The sequence below is a fragment of the Cetobacterium sp. genome (assembly GCF_051653945.1).
Lineage (GTDB): Bacteria > Fusobacteriota > Fusobacteriia > Fusobacteriales > Fusobacteriaceae > Cetobacterium_A.
On sequence record NZ_JBOFXD010000028.1, the window covers coordinates 1 to 23917 of the forward strand.

Here is a 23917-nt window from a genome sequence, read left to right on the forward strand (position 1 = left end):
TAGAGGCAATTTTACCAAAAGAAGCAAAGTAAAAAAATATTAGGGAGTGACATGTTAGTCACTCCCTAAAAATAATGGAAGGAGAAGAGATGAAAGCGTTAGGTGTAGTTGAATTTAATAGTATTCCAAAGGGAATTGAGGAGTTAGATAAAATTATAAAATTTAATGAATTAAAAATATATAAGGCTGGAGTAACTTGTCCTGGAAAATATTACTTTATAGTTTATGGAGATAACTCTTCAGTTAAAGATGGATTAAAAGATTTAACAGGAGAACGTTGTAAACAAGTTATTTCTGGAGTAAGTGAAAAACTTTTAGAAGCATTAAATAGAAAAAGAGAAGATAAAAAATTTAAAGCGTTAGGTGTAGTTGAATTTTTAAATATAGCTGATGGTGTTAAAGTTTTAGATCATGTGATTAAAAGTGTTGATGTAGATATAGTTAAATTAGTTTTAGGATGGACACTAGCAGGAAAATGTTATTTTGTTGTAGGAGGAGAAACGAGTTCTATAGATGAGGCAATAGTTTTAGTTACAGGATCATCTTATAAATATATGGATATTAGTAAAATAAATAACCCAGTTGAAAACATACTTGATTATATTTAAGTTTTAATAGGGAGGCAAAATGGATAGAGATTTAATGTCAAGACAAGAGGTAAGAGATTTAATAAGAAAATCAAAGGAAGCACAGAAAATATATGCTACATTTTCTCAAGAGAAAATAGATAGTATTATATGTTCTATGGTAGAGGGAATAAAAGGATACAGCGAAAAATTAGCTAAGATGGCTGTTGAAGAAACTGGTTTTGGAAATTGGCAAGATAAAGTTTTAAAAAATAAGTTTGCTTCAGAATATGTATATGAGTATATAAAAAATATGAAAACTGTTGGTGAGTTAAAAAATGAAAATGGAGTTTTAGAGATTGGTGTTCCTTTAGGTGTTATAGCTGGATTAATTCCATCTACAAACCCGACGTCTACAACAATTTATAAAACATTGATATCACTAAAAGCTGGAAATGGAATAGTTGTAAGTCCTCATCCAAATGCTAAAAATTGTATAATTGAAACAGCTAATCTGTTGAAAGAGATTGCAGAAAAAGCTGGAGCACCTGAAGGGTTAATAGGTGTAGTAAAAACAATAACTATGGATGCAACAGAGGAATTGATGAAACATGAGGATACAGCATTGATTTTGGCTACTGGTGGAGAGGCTATGGTAAAAGCTGCATATAGTTCAGGGAATCCAGCAATAGGAGTTGGACCAGGGAATGGACCAGCATTTATAGAGAAAAGTGCAAATATAAAATTAGCTGTAAAGAGAATTATAGATAGTAAGACTTTTGATAATGGTGTTATATGTGCTTCTGAGCAATCTATAATTGTAGAAAAAGTGATAAGAGAACAAGTGAAAGAGGAGCTATTAGCTCAAGGTGGATATTTCTTAAATCCAGAAGAATCTAAAAAACTTTCTAATTTTATTTTAAGAAGTAATGGAACTATGAATCCACAAATTGTAGGTAAAAATGCTTTAAGACTGGCACAGATGGCGGGAATAAATGTTCCATGTGACACTAAAGTTTTAATTTCAGAAGAGTGTGAAGTTTCAAAAAGAAATCCATACTCTAGAGAAAAATTAGCTCCAATTTTAGCATTTTATGTTGAAAACACTTGGGAAGAAGCATGTGAAAGATCTATTGAGATATTAAATGTAGAAGGAAAAGGACATACTATGGTTATTCATTCTGAGAATGAGATGGTTATAAGAGAGTTTGCTCTAAAAAAACCAGTTTCAAGACTTTTAGTTAATACACCAGGAGCTTTAGGTGGAATTGGTGGAACAACTAATCTTGCTCCAGCACTAACTTTAGGATGCGGTGCAGTTGGAGGAAGTTCAACTTCTGATAATATAACTCCATTAAACCTTATAAATATAAGAAGAGTGGCTTGGGGAGTTAGAGAATTAGAGGATATAAAAGGGGAAAAGAAAAGCTGTGAAACATCACAAGATAAATTAGAAGAGATGGTAAAGAAAATAGTAGCAGATATATTAAATAGATAGGAGAGGTACTTATGGTTCTAACAGAGGAAAAATTAAGATCTCTTTATAAAAAAGATGAGAATATGAAAGAGATTTCTTTAGAAAAAGGAACAATTTTAACTCCTTCAGCAAGACAATTTTTAATAGATAAAGATATAAAAGTAGTTGATAAAATAGCTGGGAAAACTGAAGAGGCTAGAGAGTTTAAAGAGATAAGAAGTGAAGAGTCAAAACCTAAGTACAAAGGAGTATTAGGAGAGCTTTATGTTGAAAAACCAGAATATATGACTCAAATATATGGAAATGTTTTAGTAAAAAAAGATGATAAAAGAATAATTTTTAGAGGAGTAATAGATTCTTTTCAAAGTCGTTGGCTAGTTTTAATGAAAGACTTAGAAGAGATTAAAAATGCTAAACTTCAAAAGGACTTAGAGAGTGTTGAAAAATTTATAAAAAATATTTTAGTTTCAGAGGTTATAGGAGAGGCATTGGTTGATATAAAGGTTTTAGAAAAAAGTTTAGATGAGATTAGAGATATCTCTCACAATCCTAAAAAATATTTTAATAGAGAGCATCTCTTTGGTATATGTTCAAAGGATAGTTATCCAGTTATAAAATTAAATGAGATGAGAGCCTTATCTAGAGAGTTAGAGATTAAAGGTGTGGAAGCTTTTGTTAAAGAGAACGGTACAATTGAAAGAAGAGACATCCTATTAGCACTAAATAGATTAAGTAGTGCTATCTATATAATGATGTTAAGAGGGGTGACAGGAGAGTATGGAAATCGATGAGATTGTAAAATTAGTAAAGGATGCTGTAGAAAAAGAGTTAAATCAAAAAGAATATAAAAATATGAAAAGAATTCCAATAGAAGCTTCAGGTAGGCATATTCACCTTTCAGAAGAGGATGCAGAGATTTTGTTTGGAGAGAGATATCAGTTTAATAAAGTGAAAGATCTATCTCAACCAGGTCAATATGCTTGTAAGGAAAGAGTTAGACTAGTTGGTCCAAAAGGGGTAATAGAAGGAGTAATAGTTTTAGGACCTTTTAGAGGAAGTACTCAAGTTGAACTTTCATTAACAGATGCTAGAACTTTAGGTGTAACTCCTGTTTTAAGAGAATCTGGAAGCACAAAAGATACTCCAGGAATTTTAATAACAAATGGCGATAGATACTTAAAGTTAAAAGAGGGAGTAATAGTAGCTAAAAATCATATTCATATGACAGAAGAGGACTCAAGAAGGTTAAACTTAAAAGATAAGGATAAAGTAAAAGTAAAAATTTGTGGTAGTTTAAGGCCAATGATTTTTGAAGATGTTGTTGTGAGAGTGAATAATAGATTTTCTCTAAATATGCATATAGATTATGATGAGGCCAATGCTTGTTTTTTAACTAAAGACTCTTATGGAGAGATTTATGAATGAAAATGATTTACTAGATATTATAAGAAAAGAGATAGAGAAGTATATAAGAGAAAAAAATAATTCACAAGAACAAAACATAAAAGAAAAAATAACTCTTTTGGGAGAGGATTTAATACTTAAAGAGGAGTTAGAAAAAAGATTTGAGATTTCAGATGAAAGCAATAAAATAGTAGTTTTTTCATTGGAAATTGATGAGTTATTTTCCATTTCAAATGCAACATATATAAATCCAAAAACAGAGTTGATAATAAAATCTCTATTAAAAAATAAAAATATATATTTAATAGAGGAGGGAATATCTTGGCGAAGTTATAGTTGTGAAGTTAAAAAAATAGCCGATAAGTATTTGAGTTATGAAAAAGGATTGAAAGACATGGGAATAAAAATTATTAAAAAAATGGAAATTCTTGATTATTTGGATAATACTAAAAGGAAAAAATATTTTGACAAAAAAGTTATGACTCTAAAAGATGTGAAAGAGATAGAAAGAGAAGCAACAGATGAGATAGTTGTTTCAGATAAAATCTTTATAACAGACTCAGCCAAAGAATATTTGAAAAATTCAGCTTTAGAAATAAAAAAAGGGTGATTTTATGGTTATAGGAAAGATTATTGGAAATGTTTGGGCAACAAGGAAAGATGAGTCTTTAAATGGTTTAAAATTTATGATAGCTCAACTTGAAAACGGAGAAAAAATAGTTGTATGTGATTATATTGGGGCTGGAACAGGAGATATGGTTCTTATAACAAAAGGAAGTGGAGCAAGAAAAGTTTTAGAAAATGAAAGTATACCAATTGATGCGGTAACAATTGGTATTATAGATGGATTTGAGGAAGGTGAATAGATGAAAAAGAAACTTATTACCTTGGAAAATGTAGAGGAGTTTATAGTAGGAGATGAATTAAATATGTCAAAAGATATGATTCTTCTTCCTAAAGTAAACGATTATTTAAAAAATAAAGGGGTAAAAATTAGATATGTATCTGATAGTTGTAAAAGTTTAGAAGAAAGAATCAAATTGATTTTGACTAAAGATTTTAATATATCAGATGAAAGAGTAATCGGTGAAGTTTTAAAAAAAGTTAAAGGGGGTATAAATAATGGGTATTAATGAGATTATCATTTATATAATGGTTTTATTTATGGTAATTGGAGCAATTGATAAGTGTTTAGGAAATAAATTCGGTTATGGTGAGAAGTTTGAAGAGGGAATTATGGCAATGGGTGCTCTAGCTCTAGCAATGGTTGGAGTAATATCACTTGCTCCAGTATTAGCCAAGATACTTCGTCCAATAATTTCTCCAGCTTATACAATGCTTGGGGCAGACCCAGCAATGTTTGCTACGACATTATTGGCAAATGATATGGGTGGATATCCACTAGCAATGGAGCTAGCACTTTCACCCGAAGCTGGAAAATTTGCAGGGCTAATACTAGGGGCAATGATGGGACCAACTCTTGTTTTCACAATTCCAGTTGCACTTGGAATAATTGAGAAAGAGGATAGACCATACTTAGCAAAAGGTATATTAGCAGGTATGATTACAATTCCAATTGGTTGTTTGGCTGGAGGGTTAACAGCAGGGTTTTCATTAGAATTAGTACTTTCAAATATACTTCCAATAATAATATTCTCAGCACTAATCTCTTTAGGTCTTTGGAAAATACCTGAAAAGATGACTAGTGGATTCACAATTTTTGGAAAAGGAGTAGTTATAGTTATAACAATTGGATTAGCTGCATCAATAATTGAAACATTAACAGGAATCGTTGTTATTCCAGGAATGGCTCCAATAACAGATGGTATTGAAATTGTAGGAAGTATTGCAATCACACTAGCTGGTGCATTCCCATTAGTATTATTCTTAACAAAAGTTTTAAATAAACCACTTACAAAACTTGGTGAATCATTAGGGATGAATGAAAAAGCGGCCGCAGGATTAGTAGCAACACTTGCTAATAATATCCCAATGTTTGGATTAATGAAAGAGATGGATAAAAAAGGTAAAGTAATAAACGTAGCATTTGCTGTAAGTGCGGCTTTCGTATTTGGAGATCATTTAGGGTTTACTGCAGGAGTAGATTCGCAGATGATATTTCCAATGGTTGTTGGAAAGTTAGTTGGAGGTATAACAGCAGTTATCTTAGCACAATTTATGTTCAAAAATATAGAGGGTGAAGCAAAATGATAAATATAGATGAGCTAGAACTAGAAAAAATAATTAGAAAAGTTATAGAGAAAGAGTTAAGAGGAGAAAAAAGTATAAAGTATGTAGATCCATCTGGTGTAGCTGTTGTAAAAGCTGAAAAGATAGAGAAAGTTAAGTTTGATACGGGAAATCCTCAAGATCAAGTTTACGTAACAGATTTATTCTCTTTAGAAGAAAGTCCTAGAATTGGTGCGGGTATGATGGAGATGACAAAAAGTACTTTCGATTGGACATTAAATTATGATGAGATTGATTATGTAATAGAGGGTAAATTAGAAATTGTAATAGATGGAAGAACAATTACAGGTGAAAAAGGAGATGTTCTTTTAATTCCAAAAGGGTCAAGTATAAAGTTTAAAGCTACAGAATATGCTAAGTTTATCTATGTTGTCTATCCAGCTAACTGGATGGAACAGAAGTAGGTGGGGGTTATGAGAGAATATTTCATAAAACCAAAAATAAAATCAGGTGAAGATTCTTTGGACTGTTTAAAAACATTAAAATATTCAAGTTACCTTATAGTAACAGATAAAGCTATGGTAGATTTAAAAATAGTGGATAAAATTTTAGAGAAGTTACCTAAAGATTCAAAAGTAAAAATATTTAAAGAGGTAACTCCTAATCCAACAGTGGAAATAGTTGAAAGAGGGTTAAAAGAGATTGTTTATTTTTCTCCTCAGTGTGTAATTGGTTTAGGTGGTGGTTCGCCAATAGACGCTTGTAAAGGTATTTTATATTTTAATTTGAAAATAGAGGATGAACTGAAAATAAAAAGAGAGAAGCCATATTTTATTGCAATACCAACAACAAGCGGAACGGGGTCAGAAGTGACATCATATAGTGTTATAACTAAAGGGGATAAAAAAATTGCACTGGCTAATGAGGAGATGTTACCAGATTTAGCAATATTAAATCCAGAGTTTATGAAAACACTTCCATCTAAAATAATTGCAGATACGGGTATGGATGTTTTAACTCATGCACTAGAGGCTTATGTTTCTACAATAGCAACACCATTTACAGATTCATCAGCTAAAGAAGCTATAAAAATTATTAAAGAGAATTTGGTAAATCACTTTAATAATCCACAGTTGCTGCTTCCAAGAGAAAATGTACAGTATGCTTCTTGTATGGCTGGAATAGCTTTTAATAACTCATCTTTAGGAATTAATCATAGTGTAGCACACTCTATTGGAGCAAAGTTTCACATATCTCATGGAAGAGCTAACGCTATAATAATGCCATATATAATTGAAGTTAATACAAAAGCTTGGAAGAGATATAGTGAACTTGCAAAACTTTTAGGTTTTAATCCAACTGATGACGAAAATGGAAAAAATCTATTTAATGGATTTGTAAAAAAACTAAAGGAAAATTTAGGAATAGAAAAATCTTTAAAAGATTTAGGTATAAACTTTGAAGAGTTTAAAATTAAAATTCCAGAGATATTAGAAGATATAAAAGGAGATATATGTACAGAGTATAATCCAAATAGATTAACTGATGAGGACTATATAAAACTTTTATTGAAAATTTATTTTGGAGAATAAAATAAAAATAGCGTGGATATCCACGCTATTTTTATAGATAGTTAATGATTCTATAAAGCCAGTTTGCTAAAGGATCTTTAATTTTAACCATTTCACAATAAAGCTCTTTTAACATTTGTTTTTTAAGATCTTTAAATTGCTCATCATAGAATAGGTTATTGATCTCTTCAGAATCCTTTTCTAAATCATAAAGCTCACAAAGATCAGTGGCATTAAAAACAATTTTATATCTTTCATTTCTCCACATTCTTTGTTCAAAAGATACGAAGTGACCAGAAAGTTGTCCTAAGATTCCATTTCTTTTATCATATACTTCGTTTCTTAGTAATGGAAGAAGAGATTTTCCATCGAAGAAATCAGAATAATTACCATTGACAAGATCACTACATGAAGGAGTTAAATCGTGTAAGTAAACCATAGCATTTTCTCTCTCCCCCTTTCTAGGAGATTTAGGATCTTTTATAATCATTGGAATTCTATAGGTAGTTTCAAACATGAACTCACCTTTTTCAATCATCTTATGAGCTCCCATAGCATCTCCATGATCAGCAGTAACTGTTAAAAATATCTCGTCATAAAGTCCCTCATTTTTTAGGAATTGGAAGAAGTCACCAAGAGCATCATCAATAAGAGTTATATATCCCCAGAATTTAGTTATAACCTCTTTCCATCTCTCTTCGCTAGCATCCCACATTCCCCACATTTGAGAGATGTTTTTATAGTGGTTTGGCTTATTTTTTAAAGGTTCATAGAAACTTTTATCAAGAGTTACATCATCAGGACTATACATAGAGTAATAAGGTTCTGGAACTACACATGGAGTGTGAGGTCCCCAGAAGTTCATCCAAATAAAAAATGGTCTGCCCTCTTCTTTAGCTTGTAAAATCTCTTTTTTAGCTTCGTCAATTACAAAAAATGGAAGGGTAGCTTCTTTAGGACAATGAAGTTTTCCACAAAGTTCTTGTACCCTAAGATGAGGGTTTTCTCCAAAATATTCATCTGTAACTTTAGGAGTTTCAAATCCTTTTTCTTCTAACCATTTTACATATCTATCCTCTTTTTTAGGTCCTTGATCAAAAATCATGTTTTTATAGACATTACTTCCAGGGTATCCATATCCATCAAAGTTATGTCCGATAAAGCCAAAATCTTTAGGTAAAACATTTCCTCCCACATGCCACTTTCCAATATATATTTTTTTATAATCTTTTAAATCTGAAATTATATTTGGATTATTTAAGCTAGGATCTTGTACCTCAGCTTTTTCAACATTTCTAATTATCTTATGATTTGTTGGCATTTGTCCTGTGAAAAGTGATGTTCTTGCGGGACAACAAACAGAGGCAGGAGTATATGCTCTATCAAAAATAACTCCCTCATCAGCTAACTTATCCATATTAGGAGTTTTGACAATATTATGTCCGTAACACCCTAACATATCAGTTCGAATTTGATCTAATAAAATAATTGCTATATTTTCCATCTACTACTCCTCCCAAAACTTATTTTTTATATTCTGTCGTATATATAAATCTATCCCCTCTTATGTATGCTAAAGTATACTCAAAAATTTTATTATTGAACCATAGTTTCTTTTCAATTTCCATTCCTAAATTACAATTTTTAATTTTCATAAGTTTTTGTAAATCATCATTTAATATACAAGGTCTAAATTTTTCAATTCCTTTTTCAAAAACTATTCCATATTTTTTTTCTAAAATATCATAAAGGTTTTTATCTGATAAATCTATTTTTTCTAACCCTTGAAGTTTTTCTGCTAAAAAATGTATTTTTTCATAAAGTATGGGTTCATTGTCAGCATATCTAACCCATTCAATAATAAGAACGTTTTCAGTTGTAATTTCCATTTTTTCTTGCATTTCATCTGTTGGTGAAAAAATACCAATGGATAAAATTTTAGAGTATGGCGTTTTACCAGATTTTTTTATATCATCAAATAGTTTATTTAAACCAGATTTATTTTGAACGATAGGCATTGGCGTAACAAACGTTCCTTTTCCCCGAATCTTTTGTATTAGATTATCTTGCTCAAGTTTTTCAAGAGCTTTACGAACAGTGATTCTACTTACATCATAGATTTCACATAGTTGCATCTCAGTGGGTAGTTTTTCAAACTCTTTTATTTTTTCCTTTTGGATACTTTTTTTAAGCTCTGTATATATTTTTTCATAGCTACTATTGTTTTTTCTTATTTTACTCACCTCAAGTGTTAAAATTTGTATTATTTGTTATGCTCATTTTTTATCATATAAATGATTTTTTTTCAAGAATTATTTGTCTTTTATAAACATAACAAATATAACAACTTGGCATAAACTATATATTTAGTATGAAGTTTAGAGTATTACATTTTTTAGAAAAAAATAATGGTTAAAATTAAGATATTGTTTGTTTTTCAAAAAGAATGTATAAATAAGGTAATAAAAAAACGGGAGGTATATAATATGTTAATGACAATTTTAAGTTTTGTATTTGTCACAGCATTAATCGGTTTCATATCTTATTTAAAAACTAAGGATGAAGAACACTCAGCACAAGGATATTTTTTGGCAGGTAGGGGACTGTCAGGAGTAGTTATTGGTTTTTCAATGGTTTTAACAAGTTTATCAACAGAGCAACTAATTGGAACGAATGCCTCAGCTTACGTTAGTAACTTTTCAATCATGGCATGGACTGTTCAATCAGTTATTCCGTTATGTGTCTTAGCACTCTATCTTTTACCAAGGTATTTAAAAGGTGGATTTACAACAATTCCAGAATTTTTTGAAGCTAGATTTGATAGACAAACAAGATGGATGATGTCATTTCTGTTCATGGTAGGTTATACATTTGTTTTAATTCCAGGAGCTTTATACTCAGGAGCAATAGCTTTTTCACAAATGTTCGATATTCCAGGTCTTTTCAATATAAGTTTTAATATGTCTATTTGGGTTGTTGTGTGGTTAATAGGAATTATTGGAGGAATATATGCTATTTTTGGTGGGTTAAAAGCTGTAGCGGTTTCAGATACATTGAATGGGATGGCTCTAATTATAGGTGGAGCAATGATTCCATTCTTTGCTTTAAAATATTTAGGAAATGGGAGTATATTAGATGGAGTTACTAAAATAACAACAACTCACTATGATAAATTAAATGCTTGGGGAGCAGCAACTGATCCAGTTCCTTGGACAACTATTTTCACAGGAATAATGATTGTAAATTTCTTTTATTGGGCCACAAATCAAGCCATTATTCAAAGAGCTCTTGGAGCAAAAAGTTTAGCTGAAGGACAAAAAGGTATTTTGATAGCGGGAGTATTTTTATTGACACTGCCATTTATGTTGAACTTACCAGGATTAGTATCATTTCATATATTTGGTAACTCTTTAAATAATATTGATTTGGCATATCCAACTCTTGTAAGAGAAGTTTTACCAAAACCATTATTAGGATTTTTTACAGCATGCTTATTTGGAGCGATATTAAGTACTTTTAATTCATTTTTAAATAGTGCGGCAACTTTATTTTGTTATGATTTTTATAAGCCTATATTTAAAAAGAATATTTCAGATGATGATTTAATAAGAGTTGCTAAAATATCAGGAACAGTAATAGCTATTATATCAATGATTATTGCTCCAACATTACAATCAGGATCTGATGGACTATTCTTACTTTTAAAAAGATTTGCAGGATTCTTCAATATTCCTATAATAGCACTTGTAGCAGTAGGCTTTTTGAATAAAACAATAAGTGGCTTAGCAGCAAGAATAACAGTAATAGCTCATGTTACACTATATTTTTCTTTAGTTTGGATATTTAAAATAAATCTTAATTTTGTTCATGTAATGGGTGGATTATTTGTATTCGATATACTACTTATGGTTATATTAGGGAGTTTTATGAAAAGAGATGTTCCTTATGAGCTGCCAAAAGAAAATAAATCTCATGTAGATTTATCAAATTGGAAATATGCATTTCCAGTATCATATATCTTGATGTTAGGACTTGCTTATGTATATACAATTTTATCAAAAGTTGGATTGGCAGGTGGAAATTCTTTAACAGTAATCAATGTTATATATTTTATTTTTGGAGCAGGTGGAATCTTTATAATCATGAAATCAACATCATCAGTTAAAAATAATGTAAATAAGAATAATCAAATATCTGAACTGCATCATATCAAATAGAAAATTTAAATAATATAAAATTTAAGCAGCTTGAGTCCTTTATTTTGAAGGACTTAAGCTGCTTAAATTTTTTTATTTTTATTTTTTTAATAAAGTAGATATATTTTGTAAATTTCGTTCATATAAAACAACAAATATCTTATTTTAGAATTGACTAATTTGATAAAAAAATGTATACTAAATTTATAAAAATAAAGAGCAACTTGCATGATAAAGGGAGGTACTGATGAACAAATGGGGGAGAATAGCTATCATATTTTTTATTTTATTTTCAAAAATAATCTTGGCAAACGAGTTTAGCTTAGAAAGAGTATATCCAAAAGAAGATTATGATAATGGAGATGGTGTAGAGTACAGGTTGATGCTAACTAATACTACTAATATAATATTAGAAGGAAGTTTAAGTTTCCCAATAGGCGATTTAATTTCTACGTTGGATGGAGGAGGCGAGGGACCAGTATTTAATAATATTCAAAATAGTATTACAAAAACAGGTGAAGACACAGATCAAGGTGAAATAGATTTGTCTTCAGGTAATTTAAGTGTTCAGAGATTTGTTTTACCTCCTTCAGGAACAATAACATATACTATTAAAGCTCATATAAATCCAGATGTAAATGGAATTATAAAAGTAGAAGCAAAATTATTTAATACTTCGGGTGAGATTGAAAAAATACTAGAAAGTACAATGTCAAGAGTAGAATATGATGAGATAAATATCCAACATAGTTCTTTGTTGACTTATTATGAAAAAAACGGCAAGGTAACGTATAATATAATTTTAAAAAATTTGAAAGATACAGCAATTAAAGATATAGAAATAATAGATATTCTTGATAATAATGCTTTTATGAGTAGCGTTATCACAGGAAAAGCAACTGGGACTGGAACAAGTTCTGGAATCTTTGATAACTCAGGAGATTTAAATGTTTCTAAAGCAACATTAGGTGCGGGGGGAACAATAATTTACACAATCGAAGGGGATCTAAAAGATGATTTTACAGAAACTTTAAATAATGAAGTTTCTGTTACAATAAGAAAAAATACTAGAAAGTATATGGCAGAACCTCTAAATTTGGCTAAGTATAGTTATAATGTAGAAAAAAAAGCATTAAATAGCAATAGTTTATATTCAGCAGGAGACCTTGCAACATATGAAATAAAAGTAAGAAATACAAGTCCTAATATTCCAATAAATAATATGAGCTTAATAGACTCTTTATCGCTAGTAAACGCTTATGATTCAGAGGGAAATTTAGTTCCGGCATTTAATGTAGATAGAGCTGTAGTAATAGGAAGTTCGGATTCAAATAGTTCAGAGGGAAATTATAATCCTAATGCAGAACCAAATATAACTAATATATCAATAGGTGTTGGTGAAGAAGTAAGATATTTTGTAAGTGTTTATATTAATGATTATATAGTTGGTGAAATAGTTAGTAGTGTTGTAGTTACAGATAGAAATGGGGAGTCTAAAATAGCTTCTGATGGTGGATTAATTTCAGAAAAACCAAATATAATTTTAGAGAAAAGCACTTTAAATAATGAAAGATATATACCAGGGTCATCTATAAAGTATCAAATAAAAGTAAAAAATATAGGGAAAGGTATTGGGTATAATTTTAATGTAGTAGATAAAATAACAGAAATATCATCAAATTTAGCCAATAATGGAAGTTCTAATGCTAAAGATGAAAATAGCAATCCTATAACTTCTTGGAGTATAGAAGCTGTATTGGGGGAAGGTTCAACTAAAAGTAAATCATCTTTACTATTAAATGGAGGACAAATTAATAATGAAAATTTAGATGATACAAATGTAGTGATTTATCCAGGAGAGGAGATTATATATAATATCACCTTAAATACAAAAAATATTGCGATTGGTGATATAACGAATATAGCTATAGTAGATAATAAAACTTCATCAGCTACATACAATCCACAACAGATAATAACAACAGGAGATCCATCAATATCAATAACAAAATTTACCAATCAAAATGGATATGAGCCTGGTGGAGTAATAGTATATGAGATAATAGCAACAAATTCAGATATATTATTTGCGAATAATGTATCTATTACGGATAAATTATCAAAAATTTTAGCTTTAGATATAAATGGAAATTATTCGGAAGTTGTCAAAGATTGGAGATTAAATTTTATTTCTAAAAGTGGAAATGGAACAGCTCAAGGACAATTTGATTATGGATTGATTAACCCAGATAAAGACTTGGATATAGTTGTGGATATTGCACCAGGTGGAGAAATTCGTTATGAATTGATTATAACGGTTAATCCAAATATAGTAGGAAATATATTTGATGAAAATTCTGGTGGAAATATAGTCGAAACAGGAGATGGAATCACAATGTTTCCCTATAAATTAGAATTGCAAAAAGAGATTAATGAGACAGAGTATACTCCTGGTAAAGAAGTTATTTATGAAATAATAATAACAAACTCAGGGGATGGGACAGCTGTAAATATACCTATTAAAGATTTATTTTCAAATATAAAAACACAATTGATAACAGGTACTCGAGGAGATGCATATGAAAAAACTCAAGTTTCAGCAGTTATTTATAATCAAGATGGGAGCGTTAGTACATCTGGACCTGATAATCCAGGTTTCTCAGGGATTTTAGAAAATAAAGATCTGGATGTATTAGCTATAATATCTCCAGGAAAAAGTATTGTTTATACAGTTAATGCTACAATAAACAGTTTATCAGAGGGAAGAATTGTTAATAGTGCTCAAGTTGATGGAGAGTTAATAAGTGATAGAGGTGTTGTTAGTAAAGCAACGGATGTATCAATATCTAAAAGTGTAGATAAGGGTAGCTATCCTAATAATATTGATTCAAATGGAAATCATATTGGAGATGAAGTTATTGTATATAATATAACAGTTTCTAATGGTGCTGAAAGTGGAATAGCTATGAATGTTCCAGTTCAAGATAGTATTTCAACAATAACAGCAGAACTATTAGGTGGAGGTACCAAAAATGTATTTAAACCAAATTGGACTATCGAAACAGAAATTGTTGGAATTGGAACTACAATTTCAGGAAATCCAGTAGTTAATGGGCAAGATTTAGATACAAAGGTAAATATTGCTCCTGGAGGAAGAGTTGTTTTTAAAATAACTGGAGTTATAGATAATACAGATACTGAAGTTTTTTATGGAGCATTCACAAATATTGCCAAAGGAAGCGGTTTGTCAGAAGAGGTAACGATATTTCCTAAGATGCCATTTTTAAAAATTTCTAAGAGTTCAGCCGATACAAATTATGTTGATGGAGGAGAGATAGATTATACAATTGAGATAACAAATGTTGGTGAAGGATTTGCTAATAACGCTGAAATAAAAGACAATTTTGGAAATGTTGTAGATGAAGAAAAAAATAAAGCCTTTAAGAGTTGGCAAATAACGGGAATTGCAAAAGGATACGGAACAACAATTGGAAATATTTCCGATAATTCAAATATAGATACATTGATAGATATAGCTCCAGGTGGTAGTGTAATTTATAGAATAAAAGCCCAATTAAATACAGGATTGAAAGGAGTGATAACTAATACAGCTCAAATTTATGATGCCCAAAATCAGAATACAAGTACAGCATCAGCTAGTGAAGATAGTGCGGATAGCGATGGAACAATATTTATAAGAAAAACATCAATAGCTCCCACAGTAAATCCTTTAAAGGAATTTGAGTATTTAATTGATGTTATTAATAATTCTAAGAATCCTATAGAGGATATAAGAATATATGATGATTTAAATAAAGTAGTTGGCAGATTAGCAAATTTAGATGGAGCATCAATAGATGATATAAATGGAAAAGCTTTTAGTTCATGGGAAATATATAAAAATGAAGTAAAGATGAGTAGTGGTAGTAATGACATTTTAAATGATTTGATAAATACATTAAAACCTCAAGAAAAAGTTCAATATAAAATTAAAGCTATTCCAAATAGAAAATTATTATCACAAAAAATTAAAAACATTGCATATGTATATAATGGAGATAATATAATTAGTGATACTTTTATAGAAAATAATGTATTGGGGTCTACTAGTGGAATAGTAAGAACAGTCGACAAAGATAAATATATACCAGGAGAAATACTTACATATAAAATAAGAATAGCCCCAAATAGTAATGGCTATTTAAATAATTTCAAAGTAAACGAAGATATAAACGATTTACAAGTTTTTTTAATGGATGGAAGTAAAGGAGATGTATTTTATAATCCAGATAAAAATAAAAATGAATTTACTGTTGAATTTTTAGAAAATGAATCAAAAATATCTTCAGGTACGAAGCCTATTCCACCAGAGAGTATAAAATATAATACTAATTTACAGGGTGTTGTTGATATAGCACAAGGCGATTATTTAACATATAAAATAAGTGGAAAAATAAGACCAGATATATTAGGAGATATTAATTATAAAGGTGTAATAACAAAGAGTTATAGACAAAATTTATCACTATCAAAGGAGGTAGTGGGAGAAAGCTATATTCCTGGACAGAAACTTACTTATATTTTAAGAGTTGAAAATAATAGTAAGGGAAATGCAGGACAAGTGCCTTTAATAGATAAAATTCAAGATATAACTGTAAGAGACTCAAAGGGGAACGTAGTTCCAGCATTTGTTCCAAATACAATAAAAGTTTTAGAGATAACTAAGGGTGGGTATGGTGCACAAGCTCCAAATATGGCTAACCCAGGAAACATAAATGTGAAAATAGATGTGCCTGTAGGGGGATACATACAGTATAAAATTTCAGGAGAAGTTATAAAAAATGCAGTTGGAAGATTGATAAATACTTTAAGTGTAGATGGAGATACTGTTTCAGCTGGTGCAGATATGCCACAAAGTAGATTTACAATTTCTAAAACAATGGATAGGTATTTAGATGTTGACGGAGTAACTCAGGTTACAGAGGGATATGTCCCAAATGGATATATAAAATACACAATAAATATTGAAAATAAAAGCCAAAGTATTTTAGACCAGTATTCCATTGAAGATTTAATAGGAAATATAAATACAAATTTAGCTACAGGAGAAATAGGAAAAGCCTTTGTAAGCTGGACTATAACTGCTGAAACAGATGACTCTTCAATAACTGATTATGGAATAATAAAAGATAATACAAATATAGATACAAAAATAGATATAGCCCCAAATGGGTATATAAAATATACAATTTTGGCAAAGGTTAATCCGTTAGCTGTAGGAAATTTCACAAATTCAGTTACGGTAAATCGTATAGTAAAAACTACAGGTGTAGCTAAAATGGCCTCAGGAGTAATTGTACATACGAAAAAAGTTTATGATAGTACAGGAACAAATGAAATTACAAATTATGCTCCAGAAGATACGATTGTATATAAAATTCAAATAAATAATGTAGGAAAAGGAACCACATATAATCAAAATTATTTAGATATACTAACAGATATATTTGCAAGTGAAGCTGGAAATGAAAATACAAAAGTGAATCCATTCAATAATACTTGGGAAATAGAAACATTAACTAGTGGAGATATAACTTTGATTGGAGCAACACTACCTAAAAATAATGAGAATATAAAAATAGACAATATGATAATAGCTCAAGGTGGAAGTGTTACTTTTACAATAAAGGCAACAATAGGTAATAAAATATTTGGAACTATTCAAAATATATCTTCTTACGGTCAAAATACTCAAGTAGCAGTATTAAGACCGTATCCTGGAGAGGTTCGAGCAACAAATATTATAAAAACACTTGCAGGAAAAGAGTTTTCTTCAGGGATGAAATATAAACCTGGAGATAGTGTAAGTTATGAAATAAAGGTTTCAAATGTAGGAAAAGGAATTTTAGATAATATCTTAATATCTGATTTTATTTCTAGAATAACCACTGAGGAATCAGGAACTGACACTACAGTTCACGCACTTGAAGATGTTACAATAAGCTCTCCAGTAATTAATGGAAATGCAACTTTTGTAGAATCATTAGGTGGAGATGGAGAAACTTTAATTAGAAAAAATGTAGATATAGGTCCGGGACAGTCTGTAGCAATAAATATAACTGCTAAAATAAGTCAGAAAGCTTTAAAAGAAATTACACCAAATGTATTAGTAGTAAATAATAATGAAATATATTCAGATTCAATAAATCCTGAACCTGCAATCATTTCTGGAAATAAGGAATTAGTAACTTCTCTAAAGTATAAACCAAAAGATAAAGTGAAATACAAGATAACATTAATAAATAGTGGGTTAGGTTATGGAAATAATATTGTACTAAAAGATTTAATAGGAAATATAACAACAGAAATTGTAGGTGGTGGACAAGGACAAGCTTTTGCAGACTGGACAATATCTTACGAACCCCCAAAGGAAACCGAATATGATTATGCAAAATATACATACTTAAATGGCAAACTTGAGAGTGTGAGTGGATTAGATACAACAATAGATATAGGACCTGGAGTAACAGTGACTTTTGAGATTTTGGCAACTTTAGCTGAAAATATTGTAGGAGATGTTGTCAATAAAGTAACTTTAGGTGACAAAGAGTATGTATCGTCAGCTATTACCTTAGAAGGGGCTTCTTTGAAGGATATATCAGTAGAAAAAAAAGCTTCAAATTCTACATATGTACCAGATGGAGATGTTGGATTTCAAATAATTGTAGAAAATAATTCAGATACAACGATAAATAATTTAATGCTAACAGATTTAATTAGTGAAATTAAAACAGAACAGGCTGGTGGACAAGAAGGACCAGCATTGGCATCAGGGTGGGAAATTACCCAAACAATAATAGGTGATTCCGAGAATTCAGCTGTAAAAATACCAACTAATGGAGATATTTTAAATGCAGAGATAGATTTAGCTAAAAAGACAAAGCTAACAATAAATATACTAGGAAAAGTTGCTACGAGGTCTTTGGGAAATATAATAAATCAAGTAAAGTGGGCATATGATGGGAGTTCAGAAAAAATAATTTCTGCAGAAGTTGCTCCAGAGATGGGGAAATTATCTATAGAAAAAATAGCAAATGTAAGTACGTATGCTCCTAATGAGACAGTTGAGTATACATTAAGTATAAAAAATATAGGACGTGGATACACAAATAACGCCATTATAGAGGATAGCTTAGCAACTATAGATGTTGATTTAGTAAGTGGAACTAAGGGTGTTGCTTTCACAAATATAAATTTATTAGGTCAAGTATCAGGACCTAATACAAAAGTTGGAATGCCAGATCTATCTAAGGGTTATTATCAAAGTGAAGCAGATATCTATCCTGGAGATACATTGATAGTAAAAATAATAGCTAAGGTTAATTCAGAAGCATATGGGACTATCACAAATAGTGCACAAGCTAAATTAGAAAATGGAGATTCTGTAGCTGCAAGTATAGATTTAAATTCTGAATCAGGGATATTGTCTTTTGATAAATCTGTGGATAAAACTATCTATGTTGATTTAGATGAGCTAACATATACCTTAAATATAAAAAATACTGGAAAAGGTTGGCTAAAAGATATAGAAGTGATTGATGAGCTAAGTAAAATTAAAACCACTTTTGTAGGTGGAAATATAGGAGAAGCTTTTGAAAATCCAAAAGATATAAGGGAAAAAATAAATATAGCACCAATGAGTACCGAAATAATAGTAGCAACAGGAAATTTAAAGGCGGGAACAGTTGGAGATATAGAGAATACAGCTCAAGTAAATGGGAATTCAACAAATGAAGTTATTTCAACTAAAAAAATAGACGATTTAGATTTAAGCATTAAATCAGGTGAATTTTATAAAACAGGAGGAGAAGACGATTCAAAGAATACAATTAAATATAAAATAATTTTAAAAAATACTGGATCAGCAGGAGCTGAATTAAAACTGATTGATGAGATTTTAAAGATACAAGCTGCAAGTAGTAGAGATGTGACAATAAATGCATTCAATAGTTATAAAGTTCTAGAGTTTGATTTTCCAAAAAATAATAATTTGAAATTAAATGTAGAAATAGGATCAGAGATAACAGATGTCAATATACCTATCGAAGTAATCGGAACTTTAGAAAAAAATGGAGAAATAATTTTAGAGGTAGAAGCAACATTAAATGAAAGTGATTACCAAGGACCAATTACACCAATAGTAAATAAAGCTACAGTTAGTCAAGGTGATAAAAGTAATACAATTGAGGCAACAACTATGCCATATGAAGCAATTAAAGAAGTTATAAAAATTATTGACAGCGTTGGTGGAAAAAAATACGCATCTGAAATTACGTATGCTCCAAAAGATAGATTAATCTATAAAATTATTATTAGAAATGATGGAGATGGCTATTTAAAAGGTGGGTCTTTAGTTGATAATGTAGATTTACTATCAACAGAACTTGTAGGAGGTAATGGAGGCAATGCTCTTGTAAATTATTCTTGGAAAGTTGAATCATCAAGTCTTAGAACAATTTTAAATATGGATGATTTTCAAGATAATACATCTTTGAATACAACAGTAACATTAGCTCCACGTTCTCGAGTTACAATAACATTAACTGGTGATATATCAAAGGAATCTTTAGGAGTAATTCCAAGTAACGTAGTAAATTTTGCTGGTTTAATATCAAAAACACCGTCATTAAATCCGAGTGCAGGTAAACTTGACTTAACTAAAAAAATAGTATCAGGAAATCCTTATACTCCTGGAAGTAACTTAACTTATGAGGTTAAATTACATAATATAGGGGAAGGATATTTAAATGATATAGTATTAAAAGATATTATTGAAGAGATAGCTGCTGATTCTGTGGGAGGAAGTATTTCAAAAGCTTTTACATCTTGGAATGTTTCCAATAGATTAGATCCAATAGATAGTATTGTGTATGTTGAAAAAAGTTATCCGAATGTTAGTAACTTAGAGGATATTCTAGATATTGGACCTGGAGCAGCAATTATTTTTACAATAGATGGTCAATTAGCACCAAATATTTATGGTGATATATTGAATACAGTTCAAGTCACAGGAAATGGAATAGATGAAAAGAAAAGTGTTGTAGCTAGTAGTAAAAAAGCTCAATTATCCTTAGATAATTCACCTCTCTATGAAAAATACTCTCCTAATGGAGATTTTGGATTTGTTTTAACAATAAAAAATGAAACAGATACTATAGCAGCAGGATTATCTTTAACGGATTTAATAAAAGATATGAAAGTTTTAACAGTAGATGGAAGTGAAAAGTTTCCATTTAAATCTGGATACACAATAACTACATCTATGGTTGGAGATATTACAAATACAGTAATAACACTTTCGGATTTAGAAAAAATGGAAGCGAAAGGAGATTTAGCTCCTAATACAACGTACATAATAACTATTACAGGGATAGCTATTGATGATGCTGTGGGAAATATAAAAAATAGTGCAATCTTAAATTATAACTCACAAGTAATTACAAAAGAGGCAGAGGTTATTCCTACTAAAGGTCAAATTTCAATAACAAAAACCTCTTTAGAATCTGAATTTATACCAAACGATGTATTAAATTATCAAATAAATGTTAGAAATAATGGAAGCGGGTATGCAACAGGTGTAGAAATCATAGATGATTTAAAAGAATCTGAAGCTTTTGAAATTCAAACTATTACAACGGAATCAACTTCAGATAAATTTTCAAAAGTTTATAATTTAAAGGAAAATGGGGGAGTAGTTAGTGCACTTGCTGATATTCATCCAGGAGAAAGTGTAACAATAAATATTAGTGTAAAAGTATTAGAAACAAGAATACAACCAATATTAAATATAGCTAAAGGAATTTATTTAGATGAAACTTTCGAGAGCAATTTAGTTTTAAATTCTACTCCAGGAGTTTTAAGCATAGTTAAAGCTCAAAGTTCAGACAAATATACTCCGACAGGACAACACTATTATATATTAACAATAGCTAATAGTGGAAATGGATGGTTAGAAGGTGTAAAAATATATGATGAAGTAGCGGATATAAAAACTCAAATTTTAGGAGGAAGAACAGGGTCTGCATTCAAATTAGAAACTTTAGGTGCTAAAATTTTAGATAAAGGGATTAGCAATCTTGAAGTTAAATCATCTAAAAATCTTTTAGTTGAAGGAGATATATCACCAAATACAGAAGTAACTATAGTTATAGGAGGAGAAACAACTGAAAATACAGTTGGAATTATTGAAAATACAGCCAGAGTTCTTCAAAATGGAATGATATATAAAAGTAATACTGTTGTTGCTACTCAAGAAATTGCGAAGTTGATACTAGTTAAAGTAGCTGCTAGTGAAGAGTATGAAGTTGGTAAACCTATAGATTATACACTGACTTTAACAAATAATACTATAAACAATACAACAGGAGTAATATTAAAGGATTTAATTGATGAAGTTATGGTTAAAGATTCGGATGGAGATATAGTTCCAGCGTTCAAGCCAAACTGGAAGGTATCCTATATTTCAGACCCATTAACTATTGTAAGTGGAATAGTTGAAAATGGAAAGAATTTAGAAGGGATTATAGATATAAATTCTTTTGATAATGTAATATTTAGTATTTCAGCAGAAGTTATTGATAATGCTGTTGGGACTATATTAAATGAAGCCACAGTCGAAGGTGGTGGAATTAAACATATTTCTGCGTTTGAATCTTTGCCTAAGGCTGCAGAGATAGTAATAACAAAAACACCTCAAATGGAAAAATATACACCAGGAGAACAGCTAATCTATAATATAAAAGTTTCAAATGTAGGCTTTGGATATGCGGACGACATAGTTGTTGAAGATGTAATAAGCAATCTAATGGTTGATACACCAACTGGAAGTAAAAATGCCTTTGATATGAGTACAGCAAAGATAAGTATAAAAGAGATATCACCAGGTGTGGTAACAACAATAAAAGATGAAAAATTATCACAAGATCTTTTAGATACAGTTGATATACCACCAAATGGATTTATAAATTATGAGATAAGTGCAAATATAATAGCTGATGCTACAGGACCTATAATTAATATAGCAAATGCTGGAGGTATAATAGCAAAAAATACAATATTGTCAGAAAATTATAAAATAACAGCTTCAATGACTCAAGAGCAAACTGTTTATATACCAGGAAAAGAGATTCAATTTGATTTAATAGTTGAAAATATCGGTTTAGGTTATGCTTGTGATATAGATATAAAAGAGTTTATAAGTAATAGTTTAACAGAGGCTATTTCTGGAGAGAAACTGATAAGTTTTGATTCATGGAAAATAATAAAATCAGAGTCACAAAATTTAAGAGGAGTTATACAAGAAGTAATAAATGTTGATGTTGAAGAAGTAGTAAATATAGCTCCAAAAGGAGTTGTCAGATATACTGCTATTGCTTTAGTGAATAAGAATCTATCTGGAGATATAGTTATTCATTCTCAAGTTATAGATTCTTTAAATAATGAAGAGTTTAAAAATAGTGTAGTTTTCATTCCACCAGAACCACTTTTATCTTTATCAAAGCATTCTGATAAGGATAGTTATAATGATAAAGATGAATTTATTAGATATACCTTAAACATTGAAAATAAAGGGATAGGGAATATAAGTGGAATAGAAGTTAGTGATTTGATAGGGGAATTAAAAGATAAAACTGGAAATTTACTGTTTACAGATTGGAAAGTATTAGCCGAGGAGAGTGGAGAGAGGGCTAATGAAAATATTACCGTAAAGGACAATACTAATATAGGTAATACTTTAAATTTAAGAGCAGATAGTCAAAATAAAGTTACATATACAGTAACGGGAACTATAAATAAAGGTATAGACGATACAATAACAAACACTTTTATAGCTAAGAATCCATTAACAGGAAAAATAGAGACAGCGAGTGTAAGTAATTACATAAAGAAAATACCTGATAATGAAGGAGAGTTAAAAGTTATAAAGAGAGCTTTGAAAAAAGATGTAAAAGTTGGAGAAGCTATTGAATACGAAGTTATTGTAGAAAATAATAATGAATCTAAATTTAAAGATGTAGTTTTAAAAGATCTCATCCCATCAGGGTTTAAATATATAAAAGGAACTACTGAATTAGTTGAATCAGGACCAGATGGAGTTTTAAATACGAGTGATGACTTAATAAGTATTTCAGAACCAGTTTTAGGAAATGGATTAAATTTTCCATCTGTTACAATGGAACCATTTACAAAATTTAGGGTAAGATATTTATTGAAGCCAAGTATAGGTGTAACTTTTGGAAAATATAAAAACCAAGCATACATGATACTCAATGGAGAAAAGATATCAAATACGGCAACAGCAACAGTTTCAATAGTAGGCGATAGTCTATTGGATACAGCATCAATAATAGGAAAAGTTTTCTATGATGAAAATGGTGATGGATATCAAAATGATGGTGAAAAGGGGATTCCAGGAGTAAGGCTTATTACACCAACTGGAATTGTAGCCATAAC

General features: G+C 30.0%; 14 protein-coding genes. 12 read left to right on the forward strand and 2 right to left on the reverse strand.

Features of this window, described 5'->3' with window-relative positions:
• Window positions 1-89 precede the first annotated feature (89 nt).
• From ACRC8M_RS02630 to ACRC8M_RS02675, 10 genes are read left to right on the forward strand one after another with little or no spacing between them, the layout of a single operon-like run.
• A complete protein-coding gene (locus ACRC8M_RS02630) occupies window positions 90-608 on the forward strand; it encodes a BMC domain-containing protein (RefSeq protein ID WP_438527721.1) in 519 nt (172 codons plus the stop codon).
• A gap of 19 nt (window positions 609-627) precedes the next feature.
• Entirely contained in the window at window positions 628-2064 is a 1437-nt protein-coding gene (locus ACRC8M_RS02635; protein WP_438527722.1) for an acetaldehyde dehydrogenase (acetylating), read from the forward strand.
• Window positions 2065-2075: 11 nt separating this feature from the next.
• Window positions 2076-2834, forward strand: a complete 759-nt coding sequence (locus tag ACRC8M_RS02640) for an ethanolamine utilization protein (protein ID WP_438527723.1) — start codon at window positions 2076-2078, stop codon at window positions 2832-2834.
• A complete protein-coding gene (locus tag ACRC8M_RS02645; protein WP_240221301.1) occupies window positions 2821-3468 on the forward strand; it encodes a phosphate propanoyltransferase in 648 nt (215 codons plus the stop codon). Before ACRC8M_RS02640 ends, ACRC8M_RS02645 begins: the two co-directional genes overlap by 14 nt.
• Window positions 3461-4057 carry a hypothetical protein gene (locus tag ACRC8M_RS02650; protein WP_438527724.1) on the forward strand — a complete coding sequence of 199 codons (597 nt, stop codon included), beginning with the start codon at window positions 3461-3463 and terminating at the stop codon, window positions 4055-4057. Before ACRC8M_RS02645 ends, ACRC8M_RS02650 begins: the two co-directional genes overlap by 8 nt.
• Before the next feature lie 4 nt (window positions 4058-4061).
• Window positions 4062-4313, forward strand: coding sequence for a EutN/CcmL family microcompartment protein (locus tag ACRC8M_RS02655; RefSeq protein WP_023050583.1), 252 nt, complete (start codon window positions 4062-4064; stop codon window positions 4311-4313).
• The gene (locus ACRC8M_RS02660) at window positions 4314-4580 is read left to right on the forward strand and encodes a hypothetical protein (RefSeq protein WP_023050584.1); all 267 of its coding nucleotides are present in this window, start codon (window positions 4314-4316) and stop codon (window positions 4578-4580) included.
• Window positions 4570-5658, forward strand: coding sequence for an ethanolamine utilization protein EutH (eutH, locus tag ACRC8M_RS02665; protein WP_438527725.1), 1089 nt, complete (start codon window positions 4570-4572; stop codon window positions 5656-5658). The genes ACRC8M_RS02660 and eutH overlap by 11 nt, the downstream gene beginning before the upstream one ends.
• On the forward strand, window positions 5655-6101 hold the full coding sequence (locus ACRC8M_RS02670; RefSeq protein ID WP_023050586.1) for a cupin domain-containing protein: 447 nt from the start codon (window positions 5655-5657) through the stop codon (window positions 6099-6101). Before eutH ends, ACRC8M_RS02670 begins: the two co-directional genes overlap by 4 nt.
• A gap of 9 nt (window positions 6102-6110) precedes the next feature.
• Window positions 6111-7229: a 1-propanol dehydrogenase PduQ gene (locus ACRC8M_RS02675; RefSeq protein ID WP_438527726.1), complete on the forward strand. Its 1119-nt coding sequence runs from the start codon at window positions 6111-6113 to the stop codon at window positions 7227-7229.
• 31 nt (window positions 7230-7260) lie between these two features.
• On the opposite strand, the gene ACRC8M_RS02680 is transcribed toward ACRC8M_RS02675, so the two are convergent.
• Window positions 7261-8712 (reverse strand): sulfatase-like hydrolase/transferase, encoded by a 1452-nt coding sequence (locus ACRC8M_RS02680; RefSeq protein WP_438527727.1) that lies wholly within the window; start codon window positions 8710-8712, stop codon window positions 7261-7263.
• 19 nt (window positions 8713-8731) lie between these two features.
• Complete coding sequence (locus tag ACRC8M_RS02685; RefSeq protein WP_438527728.1) at window positions 8732-9451, reverse strand: GntR family transcriptional regulator; 720 nt, start codon at window positions 9449-9451, stop codon at window positions 8732-8734.
• Window positions 9452-9694: 243 nt separating this feature from the next.
• Between ACRC8M_RS02685 and ACRC8M_RS02690 the strand changes: the two genes are divergently transcribed.
• Window positions 9695-11425, forward strand: a complete 1731-nt coding sequence (locus ACRC8M_RS02690; RefSeq protein WP_438527729.1) for a solute:sodium symporter family transporter — start codon at window positions 9695-9697, stop codon at window positions 11423-11425.
• A gap of 226 nt (window positions 11426-11651) precedes the next feature.
• A partial coding sequence (locus tag ACRC8M_RS02695; RefSeq protein ID WP_438527730.1) for a hypothetical protein occupies window positions 11652-23917 on the forward strand: 12266 nt, incomplete at its 3' end.